We start from the raw sequence: 15703 nt of genomic DNA on the forward strand, positions 1-15703 counted from the left end.
AGGAGGATAAGGGATAAATACGTTTTCAACCTGTGTAACATTAAAACATATGCGTAATATAATTATCCTTTCCAGTATCTCCCTTTGTGTGTTAAGCGCCTGCTCAACCAGCAAACAGACTAAGTCGTTGATCCAAGACTGCCCCGAAGAGAAAATCGTGAACAAAATGCCTATGGTGCAAACAGAGGGCAAGTCTGATAAACCGAATAGCTATTTTATCTATAAAGGCGAGCGTCGCGAAATTGCGGAGTTTGACGAGCAATGGTTAAAGGAAAATTGTGATATTAAGGAGACGGAGGTGCATTAGTATCGTAAGGTGTTTTTTGGAAGAGTTTTTTTAAAACGGTTTTCCAAAAAAATCCTAACCCTTATCCCTTCGGTCTTCAGCTCGGACGGGGCCTTCTTTTTTTCTAAAAAAGAAGCAAAAAATCGTCGCTGGATTTTTGTTGCATCCTTGTGGGATAGTGCAGAGGCAAATGACTACAGTCGCAACAAAAATGAGGCGACATTTTCGGTTAATATAAGGGGCAGAGGCAATAATATTATAAGGCAACCTTTCTGCCGCATACCGCGTCTAGGCATGGCGCACCATTAAAAAAATCCCAACACGTATCCCTTCCGTCCTCAGCCCGGACAGGGCCTTCTTTTTTTCTAAAAAAGAAGCAAAAAATCGTCGCTGGATTTTTGTTGCATCCTTGTGGGATAGTGCAGAGGCAAATGACTACAGTTGCAACAAAAATGAGGCGACATTTTCGGTTAATAAAAAGGGCAGAGGCAATAGTTTTATGAGGCAACCTTTCTGCCGCGTACCGCGTCTAGGTACTAGGCATTCGAACATGATAAATTAAGGCATCGTCCGTATTTCGACATTACATATTATTAAAGGCATACACATAATCTAACGATATAATGGCCTCGCTGGCGCGCCGAATGTTCTTGCGGTTTCCGGATACTTCATACACAACGGTGAGGTGCTGTCCTTTTTTTTCGAGCCCTTTGCGCTGCATACGTACCTTGTGTTCTTTCATAAAACTCTCAAATTCGCCCAAGTGGGATACCTGTATATCTTGAAAGGTGACATAGATGGTGCGCATAAAATAGATATCGGATAGCAAATGTTCCATCTTTTGGAAAAGCGACAGCACGAGTACCATCAAGGCGGTAAGAACAAAGCCTAGTTGGTATTCTTCAAAGCCTACCATCATGCCAATTCCCGCCATCGACCAAATAACGGCTGCCGTGGTTAATCCCTGCACGGAAAATTTGCCTTGGTATATTACGCCGGCTCCCAGGAAGCCTATACCCGTAACAATATTGGCGGCAATACGATCGTCGGATACATTACCCATACGCGAAAGCAGGGTGAATACCGTAGACCCAAAGCAGATGAGGATCACGGTGCGAAATCCTGCCGACTTATTTTTATACTCGCGCTCAAAACCTACAATAGCGCCACAAAGGATAGACATCATAATGCTTTGCAGCCTGCTATCTTCGAACCATTCAAACATACCCCGATTATTTTACGTAATGCCGTAAATATACATGTTTTTCAAAGGAGTTTTATGAGCATCACGAGTAGGGGACAATCATGCTTGCACATCATCCGCCCCATGTAGCGCCAATAGGTATATCTACGTTTTATAGGCTCGCTAGGTAATTATTATGTAGATTAAATCTAAAAATGACGTTTCTCAATAAGTTCTTGTCGATTTTCAGTAAATGGACTGCGTTATTCTATCCCAATGTTAACATAAGCTCCCACTTGTGTCAAAGAAGTTTTCCACATTTTTGATATGTTAAAATTTGTTAAAATGACAACAAACGGGCAACTTCATTGAAATTATGAAAATCAAAATAGCGCCAACTATTTAAGGGTTATAAATTTATAAATATCTACTGCTTGAATTTTGAGGAGTCTCCGCTAATTCTTTGTACTTCTGTGTATTAAGTTTATGTTAAGTTTCAGAATTATCACCCGTGATTTCTAACTTTGCAGTACTAATTTTAGAACAACAAAAATTAAGTATGAAAAAATCTCTACTTTTCTTTGCTTTAGTTCTCGCTAGCTACGGGACTATTCAAGCACAGGTAACCACAAGTAGTGTGACTGGACAGGTCACGCAATCTAGTGGACAACTTACTGCTGGCGCTACTATTAAAGCGACGCACACACCTTCCGGAACTGTATACAGCAGCTCTACAAATGAGAGTGGTCGTTTTAGTCTTGCTGGTATGCGCGTTGGTGGCCCTTATCGCGTCGAAGTTACTTATATCGGCCAAACACCTATAGTTTATGATGACATTTATTTAAAATTGGGAGAACCATTTGCATTAAATGTTATATTTAATGAGAATGCTACTTCACTTGATGAGGTTGTTGTGACTGCAGAAGGTAGCAGAACGTTAAGAACAGGAGCTTCTACAAGCATTTCTAACAGACAAATCCAATCATTGCCGACAGTTTCTAGAAGCTTGAATGATTTTACTAGATTGACTCCTCAAGCAGATATTAAAGGTAGTTCATTATCTATCGGCGGTATGAATAACCGTTTTAACCAGCTAACGATAGATGGTGCGGTTAGCAATGACGTGTTTGGATTAAGTGAAGGAGGAACAAATGGCGCTAGTACAGGTGTTTCGCCTATATCATTGGACGCGATTGAGGAAATGACAGTGCAAGTGGCACCGTTTGATGTTCGTGCGGGTGGATTTGCTGGCGGTGGTATCTCCGCTGTTACGCGTTCAGGTACAAATGATGTTCAAGGGTCTGCTTATTTTTTCACTAGAAATCAAAATCTTACTGGAAGAACACCAGGAGCATTAATCGGAGATGATGGCGAACGTCTAAAACTTGCAAACTTCACAGAGAGACAGTACGGCGTTCGTGTTGGAGGCCCGATAGTAAAAGATAAGTTGTTTTTCTTTTTGAATTATGAAAAGACAGAAAACGTTACTCCATTAAGTTTTATCCCTGGTGGAGCTGATGGTTCACAATTGCGCGTTGCCGATATTGAACGTGTTGCAGCTCGTGCAAGCGCGTTAGGCTACGACCCAGGAAGTTTCTTAGATCAAGAAACTAGAAATGAATCAGACAAAATCTTCGCTAGATTTGATTACAACATCAATGATATTCATAAATTAACAGCTCGCTATAGTTACGTTAGTGGTTCAGCTACTGATTTAAGTAGATCGATTAATGCTTTAACGTTCTCTAATGGTGCTATATTAAGAGAAAGTAAAACGAATTCCGCAGTTATTGAGTTGAATAGCCGCTTTTCAAATGAGTGGTCTAATAATCTAGTTGTCGGATACACAGCGGTAAGAGAACCTCGTTCAGCACCAGGATCTCCTTTCCCAAGGGTTGCCATTCAATTGGGGGGCGGACAGTTTATTAATTTGGGAACGGAGCCTTTCTCTACGGTAAACCAGTTAGACCAAAATGTGTTTACGTTAACGAACAACTTGACGTGGTATAAAGGTAATCATACCTTGACGTTTGGTACACATAATGAGTTCTACAAGATGTACAATGGTTTTATTGGTAGTGCGTTCGGTAATTACACCTTCAGTAATTCACCTGCTAGCGATATCAATCCCGCAACTGGACAATCTTACACGGCAATCGATAACTTTGAAAGAGGTTTAGCAAGTGCTTTTCAATATAACTACAGTAACACGGATGACCCTAGACAGGGTGCTGATTTTAGTGCTTTACAGTTAGGCTTTTATATTCAGGACGAGTTTCAGGTTGCTAGTAATCTGAAGTTAACTGGTGGTATCCGATTGGATATTCCGATGTATTTGACAGATCCCATGGAGAATACCGACTTTAATAGCTCTATCTTGGCAATGCGTTATGACGTCCAAACTAACAGAATGCCGAAACCAGCATTTATGTGGTCCCCTCGTGTAGGTTTCAACTGGGATGTAAATGAAGATAGATCTACAGTGATTCGTGGAGGTGTTGGTGTGTTTACATCTAGATTTCCATTCGTATGGGCATCTGGAGCATATACACAAAGTGGCGCTTTACTAGGAGGAAATCAGCTTAATGCTGGATCTGGTAACGCTCCTAATATCACATTTATACCGGATGTTAATAATCAGCCAAAGCGTGATGGCACTGTAACACCTTCTGGTAATATCTCCGTATTAGCTGAGAACTTAAGATTACCGCAAATTGCTAGAAGTTCGATTGCTGTCGATCAGAAATTGCCATGGGGTATCCAAGGTACTGCGGAATTTATGTATTCAAAGAACCTTAGTTCTTTCCGCTTTACAGATTTAAACTTAACCGATCCTATCGGTCAATTGGAAGGTGCGGACAATCGCGTTATTTATGCTGCTAACAATAATGATAAACGTGTGTTAGATAATTACACGCAGGTGATCTATATCAACAACGAGAATCAAGGTTATTCTTGGTCTGCAACGGCACAATTGTCGAAAAGCTTTGCTCAAGGATTCTTTGGATCTATCGCTTACACGTATACAGAGGCGAAAGATTTATTCTCTGGATCTTCTTCGCAGAACCAATCTAACTTCTTTAGAACAGCTACAGTGAATGGTCCAAATAATATTACATTAGGACATAATCCATTTAGTACAGGTAGCCGAGTTATTGGAGTTGCATCATATACAAAGCAGTATATTAATCACTTGGGTACAACCATCTCGTTGGTGTACAATGGACAGTCTGGTGCTAGATTCTCATACCTTATCAATGGTGATCCAGGAAGAAGCTCGTCAGGTAGTGCTAGTGACCAATATGCTTTGATGTACATCCCTAGAGATGCAAGCGAAATGCGTTTTGTAGCACAAAATAACATGACGGAGGCACAACAGTGGCAAGCTTTTAACGAATTTATTGAAGCAAATCCTTATTTGAGAGATAGAAGAGGTAAATATGCGGAAAGAAATGGTGATCGCGCTCCTTTCTCTCACAAATTTGACTTTAGAATCTTACAGGACATCTTCACGAATGTTGGTGGTAAAAAGAACACAATTCAGTTATCTTTGGATATCATGAATGTTGGTGCGCTGTTGAATAAAGATTGGGGTAAGCAATATAGCGGTGGTGGAAGTTTTTGGGATAATTCTTTCCGTCCTGTTACTTTTGATAGTTATGTTGCTGGTACAACAACACCTCAGTACAGATTAGGTGATTTAAATGATAATGTGCCTTATTTTGTGTCAGACTTACCATCGAGATGGTCTGCTCAAGTTGGTGTTCGTTACATCTTTAACTAAGATCAAATTGATTTAAGATAAGAAAAGTCGTCTCTTCGGAGACGACTTTTTTTGTGGATATGCGGATGTATTGTTTTTGATATCAGCGATTTGTAAAGCTAATATCTTCTACAATATATGCACTTCCAAAGTTGTTCGGATCATGTCTCACGGTCGCGATTATATGTTTCCATTTAAGTATTGTATTGAACTTAGGATCGCTTACGTCAATTGGATCGATAGATTGGAGTACTTGCTTAAATGCAGCGGCGACTCTCGCAGCTTCTACATTCATTTCTTCTAACTTCCCTTTAATTATATCGTCGGTAGGAATTAATGTTATCGACGGATAGGAGAACTGGAATACTCCATCTTCTGTTTTGTTTATAAGGATTGCATCTCCGTCAGGTAATGTGCTTCTTATTAGTTGTATTTTAAAAACATCATTACCGTTATATTTTGTTTTTTTTAAGACCTTAACAAATTTAAAGTGACAGCAACTACCATCCATCGGCGGATTATCTAGAATAACGAATTTTGCACGGACGTTGTAAGTGTAACCGGGTATCCTCGGAAAGTCATGAAGTTTCATATCTGTGGACTCCTTTGTTTTTGTAACGATCAAGCGATCGTCAGTTGAGCCTTGATGTGGTCCGACAGTCAGATTGACAGTTTCTCCATTTCGAAAGCCCCATTCCGACGTTTTCTCGCATGCTGTTAATCCCATTACCAGCATACAGCATAAAATAGATTTTAATTTCATAAAGTTTAATTATACGTAGATTTATTAATACGGCTTTGCTTTTAGATATGCTACAGCTTAATAATTATTTAATATTCTCTTATGCTTTCAAAAGTAGCGTTACTCAATTTGTATATTTATTAGAAAGAAATCCATCCCTAATTTCATTTGAGTAAGATACAAGTCAATAAATTGACTAAACGGTAGGCATAGGTGCCTATCTTGAAAATGATCGGAATTGATCGGATTTGATCGAGATTGATCGTTTTTGATCAAAATCACTACAAAAAGGATGTCATCTGCATACATCAAGTTTGTTTTGACGGACATCAGATTTACGTCGTCATGTGAATGTGTTAACAAAGCACCCATCAGGTTGAACCAATCATGGGAATAAATGAACCAGACAAGCATCAAGTCGACCTTGTCAAGTGAATAGTGTAACCAAGCAAGCATCACGTTGAAACCATCACCTGAATAAGCCAGCTAAGCATCCAACAAGTTGACTTTTTCATATGAATATATTGACCAAACATCCATCAGGTTGAGTTTGTCGAGTGAATATAAGGATCAAGCAAGCATCACGTCGCCTTTGACGCCTGAAGACATGAACCAAGCATACATCAGATCAGGGGAACTCAATGAAGACATGACGCAAGCATTCCTCAAGCTTTTATTGATACTAGCCGATGCGCTGCCGACCATGTTCAATATTGATGGCAAGGTGATTACTTGTGACCGACAAGTGATTACTTGTGACCGACAAGTGATTACTTATGACCGACAAGTGATTACTTATGGCTGACAAGTGATTACTTATGGCTGGCAAGTGATTACTTGTGACCGACAAGTGATTACTTGTGACCGACAAGTGATTACTTGTGACCGACAAGTGATTACTTGTGACCGACAAGTGATTACTTTTGGCTGGCAAGTGATTACTTGTGACCGACAAGTGATTACTTATGGCTGACAAGTGATTACTTGTGACCGACAAGTGATTACTTGTGACCGACAAGTGATTACTTGTGACCGACAAGTGATTACTTGTGACCGACAAGTGATTACTTTTGACCGACAAGTGATTACTTATGGCTGGCAAGTGATTACTTTTGGCTGGCAAGTGATTACTTGTGACCGACAAGTGATTACTTGTGACCGACAAGTGATTACTTGTGACCGACAAGTGATTACTTGTGACCGACAAGTGATTACTTGTGACCGACAAGTGATTACTTATGGCTGACAAGTGATTACTTGTGGCTGGCAAGTGATTACTTATGGCTGACAAGTGATTACTTATGGCTGGCAAGTGATTACTTATGGCTGGCAAGAATACGGTATGATCCGAACCACTGATAGTCCGTCGAGAACGCTGATGATTCGTCAAGAAACCCTTTTGGCTCGCCATTTAGGCCAGCAGCGTGACCTAATCTTTGATCGGATATAATAGGGGTGTGTGTGATCCATATTGCTATACAAAAAACAAGGAGCCTCCGCATTGGAGGCTCCTTTATAGTATACGGTTATTGTAAAGCGAGAAAATTACTCAGCTACAACTTCGAAAGGAACTTGAACTTTCACTTCTTTGTGCAAGTTTAAGTTAGCTACGTATTCACCTAAGTGTTTAGGCTCTTCTTCGAAAGTAATACGGCGACGATCTACGTCAAAACCTTGTGCTTTCAAAGCTTCCGCCAATTGGATGCTGTTCACTTTACCGAAGATCTTACCAGACTCACCAGCTTTTGCACCGATAGAAAGTTTTACGCTTTCTAATTTCTCTGCCAATGCTGTTGCATCTTTTTTGATTTTCTCTTGTTTGAACTGCGCTTGTTTGATGTTTTCTGCCAACACTTTTTTCGCTGAAGGAGTAGCTAAAGTAGCAAATCCTTGAGGAATTAAGTAGTTACGACCGAAACCAGGCTTTACAACTACAACGTCGTCTTTCTCGCCTAAGTGTTTAATATCTTGTTTTAAAATGATTTCCATGTCGTCTCCTCCTTATTTTAATGAATCAGCTACGTAAGGCAATAGACCAACGATACGCGCACGTTTAACCGCTTGCGCTACTTTGCGTTGGAATTTCAATGAAGTACCTGTAAGACGGCGAGGTAAGATTTTACCTTGATCGTTTACAAATTTCATTAAGAAGTTTGCGTCTTTGTAATCGATATATTTAATACCGTTCTTTTTAAAACGACAGTATTTTTTACGGTTGTCCTCTACTTTAGGGGCAGTTACGTATTGGATGTTTTCGTTTGCCATTAGTTTGCTACCTCCTCAGTTTTAGTTTCCGTTTTTTTGTTAAATGCACCGCTACGTTTTTTCTCGTTGTATGCCAATGCATGTTTGTCAAGAGCAATAGTTAAGAAACGCATTACACGCTCGTCACGTTTGTATTCAAGCTCTAATTTTTTGATTAATTCACCTGGAGCCTTGAATTCAGTTAAGTGATAAAATCCAGTTGTTTTTTTCTGGATTGGATACGCTAATTTTTTCAAACCCCAATTGTCTTCAGCGACAATTTCGGCTCCGCCCTCTGTAAGGATAGCTTTGAACTTTGCGATTGTTTCTTTCGCAGCCTCCTCAGAAAGCAACGGGGTAAGAATGATGACAGATTCGTACTGTTGCATTTTTAATAGATTTGTTAATTAAATAATACTTTCCGCACTTACGGAAGTGCAAAGGTATAAATTTAATTTGTATTTATGCAAGTTGATTGGAAAAAATTAGCTACACAGCTGCCCATCGACATAGTACCACAATCCCTGTACTTTTTTGAAGTTTGATTTTTCATGATGTACGGCTGTTTGAAACTGCGCATCAAGGTAATGTGCTTTAAATTCGACGCTGTGCGTGCTGGCTTGGATAATCTCGAGCTGCATCCATTTGTTGGCCTGCGCCCATTGCCGAATATCCTGCTTGCTTTGGTAGCGACGGCTGCTGGGGTGAAAGCTGTCGTATAGAAAGTCGATAAGCTGCAGTGTGAATGCCGTATAGCGCGCACGCATCAGCTGCTCGGCCGTTTCAGCGGCGGCGAGGTTGCTATGCACCTTGCTACAGCAATCGGCATAGGGAAGGGACGAACCACAATTGCAGCGCGACATGTTAAGCTGTTTTTTGTTGTTTACGCTGTAGTGCTTCTTGGCTTTCGCGAAAAGCCTTCTCCTGCTTATAGCGCACCCATTTGGCCTTAAAGAGTTTGCGCATCAGCTTGTCGGTATAGCGGATTACGAACACCTCGCGCAGCATCTTGAGCAGGCGCAGGGGCGATGCCGGAAAGGAGCGTAGCGTAACCGAGAAGCCTGCTTCAAGGTAACGGTTGAAGTGCCAATAGCCGCTAGGCATAAACAGCGCATCACCATGCTCCATAAAGATTTCGTAGCCTTGCGCATGTGCTAGGGCAGGGAACAGCTGGTAATCGGGGTTTTCGTAATCGATATTGTACACGGTATGCACAGACAAGGGCACCTTATAGAGGTAAGGCGCTTGGTTGGGTGCGAACAGGAGCACGCGTTTTTTGCCTTCAAACTGAAAATGCAAGAGGTCGCCTAGATCCACATCGTAATGCATCAGTACGCGTGCCTCACTGCCCCCGAAGAACAGGGTAGGGATGCGTTTAAAGTACTTGAAGCCCAAGTCGGGGTAAGAGAAATTCTTGAGTAGCTCCGGAAGCTTATCGGTAATGATATAGAAAAATATACGGAGATCGGATGGTTGCGACTTGATGAGTTTGATGTAGTCGCGCATCTTCATCGTGGTGACGGGCTCGTCGGTCGCTTTGTTGGGGTCGGCCGGCTTATTGTCATAAAGACCTACTTCTTGTTCACCGGCCTGTTCGAAGATGTAATCCAAGTTCCATTTGTCGTAGGCCTCCCAGCTCTTTGCCAGTCCCTTGATCAAAACCGGTCGCTGGGGCCGGAAATATTGCGCTAAAAACGTCTCTTTACTTATATTTTCTACGGTATCGACTTCCGATAAAAGCATAATATGAATTTTGTAGTTAAATGTAACAAAAATATTTCTGTCAGAATAACATCATACTGCTTTTTGACAAAACTAAGCGAAGAAAAAATACGTTATCCATATAAACTAAACAAAACACTATTTATGACATCACTCAAAAATGAACTAGTCGGAACTTGGAAATTGCTCTCCTATATAGAGGTTCCCATCGGAGGTGATGATTCCCTGTTTCCCATGGGCAAAAATCCATACGGATTGCTGATGTATTCGCCAGATGGATTTATGTCGGTGCAGATCAGCCGGGAAGAACGTTTACCCTACAAGAGCAATGATAAATTACAAGCTAGCGAAGAAGAGATGCTTTCTTCCTTGCATGGCTACATCGCTTTCAGCGGAAAATTTAAGGTAGATAACAGCAGCGCTATCGTTACCTACATGATTAAGAGCTCGCTCTTTCCCAATTGGAAAAATAAGGTGCAACGCCGCAAGATCGACTTTGAGGGCGATATCCTCTACCTTAAGTCCACCGAGCCCATCCTCTCCAATGGGCTGCATGTGAATTCCTATATGACTTGGCAACGTACAGACCGGGTTATCGACGAGTTTTTCGAAGAACGTATACGTAAAGAATTGAGCTTACAGCCCTAACAAGAAATGATCAACGCATAAAAAAGGACGCCATCGGCGTCCTTTTTTATGTATATACGGCAAACGATTAGTTGGCCGCGTCAATTTTTGCTTGGATCTCAGCCGATTTAGCCTCGTCCTGTTGGAAGTCATAGTAACCTTTCAAGCTGCGAAGTGCATCGCTATCGGAAGGATTCAATTCTACCACTTTCTCTAGATAAGGAAGGGCTTCTTTGATCTGCTCTTTCAACGCATTCACCTTGGTGTTATAATCCGTATTAGATAAGGATTTGTCATCGTTCAAGGCATTCAGTTGATCTCTCACGCCATTGATGATCGTTGCCGCCGCATTTCTGTTCGCATCGGAGTAGTTTGGATCGATAGCAACCGCTTTTTTGTAGGCTTCAATAGCTTTATCGTTGTTATTTGCTGCCGACTGTGCTATACCTAAATAGTAGTACAACGATTTGTTGTTGCTATCTTTCGCAATTTGGCTCTCGATATCAGTCACTACTTTAGCCTCGTTACCCACGATCAGGTTCAGCTCGATGTTTTGTACCGCTGCATCATTGTCGTTAGGGTAGGCCTGTGCTGCTTGTGCTGCATATTCAATTGCGCTCGCTGTATCTTTAGCCGATAAGTAAAGCTTTGGAAGGTCAACCATTACCGCTTTGTGCGAGGAGAATTCCTTTGCTGGGATCAACAATTTATACTTCTCGATGGCATTTGGATAATCTTGGTTTTGGATCGCCGCCAAACCCGAGTAGTAAGTCAAGGTGGTGTCGCCAGGCAAGAAGGTCAACGCTTGATCGAAAGAAGCATAGGCAGTTTTAAAATCTTGTTTCTCCCATGCAGCTACACCTTGGTTGAAGTTGAACTGTCCAAGAACCTGTCCAGCAACCTTGATGTTTTCAGCGTGTTTGCCTTCTTTGTCAAGCTCTTTTGCTTTGGCAATACCTTCTTGTGCAGCCGTAGCAGCTTCTGCCGTGTTGGCTGTGGCCGCTAAGTTAGCATTTACCAAGGCATATACCGTCCACGTATCTGGATCTTCTTTGGTTTTTTCGTGCGCAACAGCTAAGTCGATCGCTTCTTTTGCAGCGTCAAGGTTGCTTTTACCCAATTCTGCCGAACCTGCTGCTTTCAGCTCTTCAAATTTCTGCAAAGCAGCTTTTGCTTTTCTTAAATTACCTGATTGTGCAAAAGTAGTGGTGCCCGCGGCTACCAATAAAGAAAATACTATTGCTTTTTTTACATTCATACCTAATTATTTGATAGTTGATTCAATAATAATTTTACACGATCCAATTGTGCTAGATCGCCAGACTTCTCATAGTACAATGATAGTGACTTTAAAGCATTAACGTCATATGGACGAATTTCGTTTGCCTTCAGCAATAAATTTTGTGCATTGTACTGCGCTTCGCCATTATCTTCGTTCTGTAGGAAGTCATTCAAATAGATCAAACCTAGCGCCAAATTGGACTCGTAATTGTTTTCGTTGAGCTGCAACACCTGTTGGTAGTACTTTTTTGCTACATCAAGGTTGCCCACCGTTTCGTTGGAGTATCCCGCTAGGTAGTTGAGCTCAATGTTCTGAGGCTCATAACGAATAGCTTCATCGATGATCGGCACGATGGCCTTATATTCCGTGTTCTGCGCGAACTCTTGAATAAGGTTCATCAATACCGCCTTATTTTCTGGAAACTTGGTGCGTGCCGTTTGCAAGGTATTCAACACCGCCTGCTTGTTGCCTAGTGCTTTGTAGATATTCACCAGCTCGAGGTAACGCTCGGCACTAGGATCACCCGTTTTCAAAATCTGATCATAATAACCTACAGCAGCTTCATACTGCTTGTTTTGCACAGCCAATAACGCCAAGTTGTAAGTCACATCATAGTTTGCAATGTTCAACTGCTTAACGCGCATGTAGCTGTTGTAGGCCGCTGTATAATCTTGCTTGCCCAAAGCTTTGTTGGCTTGGAAAATATGCGCGGCCGCTAAGTTCTGCTTTACATATTTCGCTTCCGATGCATAGTTCTGCAAGTCACGTGGCTTTAACTTCGCCAAGGCGTCGTAGGTGATGTCGATAGGATCCTTCGGGTTTTTGATGGTCCGCGAGGAATCCGCATAGGCCATAGAGCTATAGATCATCGCGCGCAACACATTTACGCGGACGCTCGTCGAGTCCCGGCGTGTGAGGTAGGCCGCATCGATAAATTTCTTCGCGCTTTCCAAATTTTTCAAATCTCCGGTTTGCGTGAAAAAGGCAAAGCTGTTGCTACTCTCCTTATAGTTGGATTGGGCAACGGCGTTTACCGAAATACAAAGCAACACCCCCGAAGCGAGGGCGCGCCAGCTAGAAGCTCGTTTATTGCTCGTTATTGTCATTTGCATCTGTCGATCCATTTGATTCTTCGTTATCTGTATCGGCATCCGATCCTTCGATTCCTTCGATTTCCTCGTCTTCCTCGCGGGCTACTTTGGTGATCGAAGCGATGGCGTCCGTTTCCTTCAGCGTAATTAGGCGCACACCCTGTGTGGCGCGTCCCATCACGCGAAGCGTATCTACACCAATCCGTATCACGATTCCCGACTTGTTGATCATCATGAGATCGTCGGCATCGGTCACCCCTTTGATCGCCACCAACTCGCCCGTTTTATCGGTCACGTTGATGGTTTTGACACCTTTACCACCCCGGTTTGTTACGCGGTAGTCTTCGATGTCGGTGCGCTTGCCGTATCCTTTCTCGGAAACCACCAATACCGTGGTATCCGTACTATCTACAGCAATCATGCCAACTACTTCATCGCTTTCGCTGGCTAGGCTAATACCACGCACACCGGTAGCCGTTCTTCCCATTGGGCGAACCGTCGATTCATTGAATCGGATCGCTCTTCCCGAACGTAAGGCCATCACCACCTCGCTGTTACCTGTCGTTAGACATGCTTCTAGCAGCTCATCACCCTCGTTGATATTGATGGCGTTGATACCGTTAGCACGTGGACGCGAGTAGGCCTCCAGCGATGTTTTCTTGATTGTACCTTTTTTGGTACACATGATGATAAAGTTGTTCTCCAAGTAGTCCTGATCCTTCAGGTTGATGATCTTGATGAAAGCCTTGATCTTCTCTTCCTTCGGCACATTGATAATGTTCTGTAGGGCACGTCCGCGCGATGTGCGGCTACCTTCCGGTATTTCGAATGCACGAAGCCAGAAGCAACGACCCTTATCCGTAAAGAGTAGGAGATAGTTGTGCGCAGAGGCCGTGATGATATGCTCGGTAAAGTCCTCGTCGCGGGTAGTAGAGCCGATAGCCCCCTTGCCGCCGCGTCCTTGCCTACGGTATTCCGTAAGCGGCGTGCGCTTCACGTAGGAGTTGTGCGAAATGGTGATTACGATCTCTTCATCGTCGATGAAATCTTCCATACGCATATCTTCTGCCGAATGCACAATCTGCGAACGGCGCTCATCACCATATTTCTCTTTGATCTCGGCAAGTTCATCTTTAATGATCTTCATGCGCAGACCCTCATCAGCCAATACTTCTTTCAAGTAGTCGATCGTTTTCATCAACTCCGCATATTCTTCTTTGATCTTGTCGCGTTCTAGTCCGGTCAACCGTCTCAGCGTCATATCCAAGATGGCACGTGCTTGTACATCGGTTAGTCCAAACTGCTCCATCAAGCCCAAGCGCGCGTCTTCCGGCGTATCTGATGCACGAATCAATTTGATGACTTCATCCAAATGATCCAATGCGATCAAGTATCCTTCTAAGATATGTGCTCTTTTTTCAGCTTCTGCCAGTTCGAATTTCGTACGGCGGATAACCACTTCATGGCGGTGCTCCACAAATTCGTGGATCATGTCTTTCAGGTTCAGCAGCATCGGACGTCCTTTTACCAAGGCGATGTTGTTTACTGAAAATGAAGTTTGTAGCGCTGTATATTTGTAGAGGTTGTTTAATACCACATTGGCATTGGCCTCTCTTTTTATTTCGTAAACAATACGGAAACCGTCACGATCGGATTCGTCACGTATAGTAGCTATACCTTCGATTTTTTTCTCGTTCACCAGCTCGGCCGTACGCTCGATCATATTGGCTTTATTGACCTGGTAGGGGATCTCCGTCACAATGATACACTCGCGTCCATTCTTCAAGGTTTCGATTTCCGCTCTACCGCGCATCACCACGCGTCCGCGACCCGTTTCGCAGGCATCCTTCACGCCGTTATAGCCGTAAATAATACCGCCCGTTGGGAAGTCGGGGCCTTTGATGTGCTGCATCAATTCGGAAACCTCTATATCGCGGTTATCAATGTAGGCTACCGTACCGTCGATTACCTCCGAAAGGTTGTGTGGCGCCATATTGGTGGCCATACCTACTGCAATACCGGATGCTCCGTTGACCAATAAATTGGGGATACGTGTCGGCAAGACCGTCGGCTCCTGCAGGGAATCATCGAAATTGAGTTGGAAGTCCACCGTATCTTTATTAATATCGGAAAGGATTTCCTCGGCTATCTTTTTCAACCTAGCCTCGGTATAACGCATGGCCGCTGGAGGGTCACCATCTACCGATCCGTAGTTTCCTTGTCCATCCACCAACGGATAGCGCATGCTCCACTCTTGTGCCAAACGTACCATCGCATCGTACACCGACGAATCACCATGCGGGTGATACTTACCTAAAACGTCTCCAACAATACGGGCAGATTTCTTGTAAGGTTTTCCACTCGTTACGCCCAAGTCCAACATGCCATAAAGTACACGTCTGTGTACAGGTTTCATACCGTCTCTAGCATCGGGTAGGGCACGGGAAACAATGACTGACATAGAATAATCTATGTAGGCAGATTTCATTTGATCCTCGATGTTAATAGGAATGATCCTGTCGTTTGCAGGGACTAAATTGTTTTCGTTTTCTGTTTCTTCAGCCATATTTATGTGGTTTCGATAAAACTTGATGTGTTAAGAAATTTGCACACATCGCATGCGAAGTTACGAATTTTTTTAATTGATAGGTGTATGCACTGCGCCGAAAAAGTTGATCTATAGCGCCTGCAAACCTGTGAATAGCATATAGTGAGCCAGTTGCTGAAATTCGCGGTAGATACCTTTCCGCGAAAAACAAAGGT

14 protein-coding genes are annotated in these 15703 nt (G+C 42.8%); 4 read left to right on the top strand and 10 right to left on the bottom strand.

Translation table 11 applies throughout. The features are described from left to right. Positions 1-49: 49 nt before the first annotated feature. Positions 50-307, top strand: coding sequence for a hypothetical protein (locus SCB77_RS20820; RefSeq protein WP_320183928.1), 258 nt, complete (start codon positions 50-52; stop codon positions 305-307). Between the two features lie 562 nt (positions 308-869). On the opposite strand, the gene SCB77_RS20825 is transcribed toward SCB77_RS20820, so the two are convergent. Continuing rightward, positions 870-1511 carry an MgtC/SapB family protein gene (locus tag SCB77_RS20825; protein ID WP_320183929.1) on the bottom strand — a complete coding sequence of 214 codons (642 nt, stop codon included), beginning with the start codon at positions 1509-1511 and terminating at the stop codon, positions 870-872. A gap of 517 nt (positions 1512-2028) precedes the next feature. On the opposite strand from SCB77_RS20825, the gene SCB77_RS20830 reads away from it, so the two are divergent. Beyond that, a complete protein-coding gene (locus SCB77_RS20830; RefSeq protein ID WP_320183930.1) occupies positions 2029-5253 on the top strand; it encodes a TonB-dependent receptor in 3225 nt (1074 codons plus the stop codon). Positions 5254-5335: 82 nt separating this feature from the next. Here SCB77_RS20830 and SCB77_RS20835 read toward each other — a convergent pair whose 3' ends face one another. Further along, on the bottom strand, positions 5336-5995 hold the full coding sequence (locus tag SCB77_RS20835; protein ID WP_320183931.1) for a hypothetical protein: 660 nt from the start codon (positions 5993-5995) through the stop codon (positions 5336-5338). 481 nt (positions 5996-6476) lie between these two features. Here SCB77_RS20835 and SCB77_RS20840 point away from each other — a divergent pair, with 481 nt between their 5' ends. Next, entirely contained in the window at positions 6477-6779 is a 303-nt protein-coding gene (locus tag SCB77_RS20840; RefSeq protein ID WP_320183932.1) for a hypothetical protein, read from the top strand. A 740-nt stretch (positions 6780-7519) separates the two neighbouring features. Here SCB77_RS20840 and rplI read toward each other — a convergent pair. From rplI to SCB77_RS20865, 5 genes are all read right to left on the bottom strand, one after another. Beyond that, positions 7520-7963, bottom strand: coding sequence for a 50S ribosomal protein L9 (gene rplI / locus SCB77_RS20845; RefSeq protein ID WP_320183933.1), 444 nt, complete (start codon positions 7961-7963; stop codon positions 7520-7522). 12 nt (positions 7964-7975) lie between these two features. Continuing rightward, positions 7976-8239, bottom strand: coding sequence for a 30S ribosomal protein S18 (gene rpsR / locus SCB77_RS20850; protein ID WP_037502742.1), 264 nt, complete (start codon positions 8237-8239; stop codon positions 7976-7978). Next, positions 8239-8607, bottom strand: a complete 369-nt coding sequence (gene rpsF / locus SCB77_RS20855; protein WP_320183934.1) for a 30S ribosomal protein S6 — start codon at positions 8605-8607, stop codon at positions 8239-8241. Before rpsF ends, rpsR begins: the two co-directional genes overlap by 1 nt. A gap of 96 nt (positions 8608-8703) precedes the next feature. Further along, complete coding sequence (locus SCB77_RS20860) at positions 8704-9081, bottom strand: YchJ family protein (protein ID WP_320183935.1); 378 nt, start codon at positions 9079-9081, stop codon at positions 8704-8706. 1 nt (position 9082) lies between these two features. Next, a complete protein-coding gene (locus SCB77_RS20865; protein WP_320183936.1) occupies positions 9083-9961 on the bottom strand; it encodes a cupin-like domain-containing protein in 879 nt (292 codons plus the stop codon). A gap of 123 nt (positions 9962-10084) precedes the next feature. Between SCB77_RS20865 and SCB77_RS20870 the strand changes: the two genes are divergently transcribed. Next, a complete protein-coding gene (locus tag SCB77_RS20870) occupies positions 10085-10588 on the top strand; it encodes a lipocalin-like domain-containing protein (RefSeq protein ID WP_320183937.1) in 504 nt (167 codons plus the stop codon). A gap of 67 nt (positions 10589-10655) precedes the next feature. On the opposite strand, the gene SCB77_RS20875 is transcribed toward SCB77_RS20870, so the two are convergent. The 3 genes from SCB77_RS20875 to gyrA are packed head-to-tail and all read right to left on the bottom strand — an operon-like array spanning position 10656 to position 15506. After that, positions 10656-11825 carry a tetratricopeptide repeat protein gene (locus tag SCB77_RS20875; RefSeq protein ID WP_320183938.1) on the bottom strand — a complete coding sequence of 390 codons (1170 nt, stop codon included), beginning with the start codon at positions 11823-11825 and terminating at the stop codon, positions 10656-10658. Between the two features lie 2 nt (positions 11826-11827). Continuing rightward, positions 11828-12961, bottom strand: coding sequence for a tetratricopeptide repeat protein (locus SCB77_RS20880; RefSeq protein ID WP_320183939.1), 1134 nt, complete (start codon positions 12959-12961; stop codon positions 11828-11830). Continuing rightward, positions 12936-15506 (bottom strand): DNA gyrase subunit A, encoded by a 2571-nt coding sequence (gene gyrA / locus SCB77_RS20885; protein ID WP_320183940.1) that lies wholly within the window; start codon positions 15504-15506, stop codon positions 12936-12938. The genes SCB77_RS20880 and gyrA overlap by 26 nt, the downstream gene beginning before the upstream one ends. Between the last annotated feature and the right edge of the window lie 197 nt (positions 15507-15703).

The sequence above is a fragment of the Sphingobacterium bambusae genome, from assembly GCF_033955345.1.
Taxonomy (GTDB): Bacteria; Bacteroidota; Bacteroidia; order Sphingobacteriales; family Sphingobacteriaceae; genus Sphingobacterium; species Sphingobacterium bambusae.

Excerpts from the sequence above, each read along its gene's own strand:
- gyrA (WP_320183940.1), bottom strand. The coding sequence starts at position 15,506 with ATGGCTGAAGAAACAGAAAACGAAAACAATTTAGTCCCTGCAAACGAC.
- SCB77_RS20875 (WP_320183938.1), bottom strand. The coding sequence starts at position 11,825 with ATGAATGTAAAAAAAGCAATAGTATTTTCTTTATTGGTAGCCGCGGGC.
- SCB77_RS20825 (WP_320183929.1), bottom strand. The coding sequence starts at position 1,511 with ATGTTTGAATGGTTCGAAGATAGCAGGCTGCAAAGCATTATGATGTCT.
- SCB77_RS20860 (WP_320183935.1), bottom strand. The coding sequence starts at position 9,081 with ATGTCGCGCTGCAATTGTGGTTCGTCCCTTCCCTATGCCGATTGCTGT.
- SCB77_RS20830 (WP_320183930.1), top strand. The coding sequence starts at position 2,029 with ATGAAAAAATCTCTACTTTTCTTTGCTTTAGTTCTCGCTAGCTACGGG.
- rpsF (WP_320183934.1), bottom strand. The coding sequence starts at position 8,607 with ATGCAACAGTACGAATCTGTCATCATTCTTACCCCGTTGCTTTCTGAG.
- SCB77_RS20820 (WP_320183928.1), top strand. The coding sequence starts at position 50 with ATGCGTAATATAATTATCCTTTCCAGTATCTCCCTTTGTGTGTTAAGC.
- SCB77_RS20865 (WP_320183936.1), bottom strand. The coding sequence starts at position 9,961 with ATGCTTTTATCGGAAGTCGATACCGTAGAAAATATAAGTAAAGAGACG.
- SCB77_RS20835 (WP_320183931.1), bottom strand. The coding sequence starts at position 5,995 with ATGAAATTAAAATCTATTTTATGCTGTATGCTGGTAATGGGATTAACA.
- SCB77_RS20870 (WP_320183937.1), top strand. The coding sequence starts at position 10,085 with ATGACATCACTCAAAAATGAACTAGTCGGAACTTGGAAATTGCTCTCC.
- rpsR (WP_037502742.1), bottom strand. The coding sequence starts at position 8,239 with ATGGCAAACGAAAACATCCAATACGTAACTGCCCCTAAAGTAGAGGAC.
- SCB77_RS20880 (WP_320183939.1), bottom strand. The coding sequence starts at position 12,961 with ATGCAAATGACAATAACGAGCAATAAACGAGCTTCTAGCTGGCGCGCC.
- rplI (WP_320183933.1), bottom strand. The coding sequence starts at position 7,963 with ATGGAAATCATTTTAAAACAAGATATTAAACACTTAGGCGAGAAAGAC.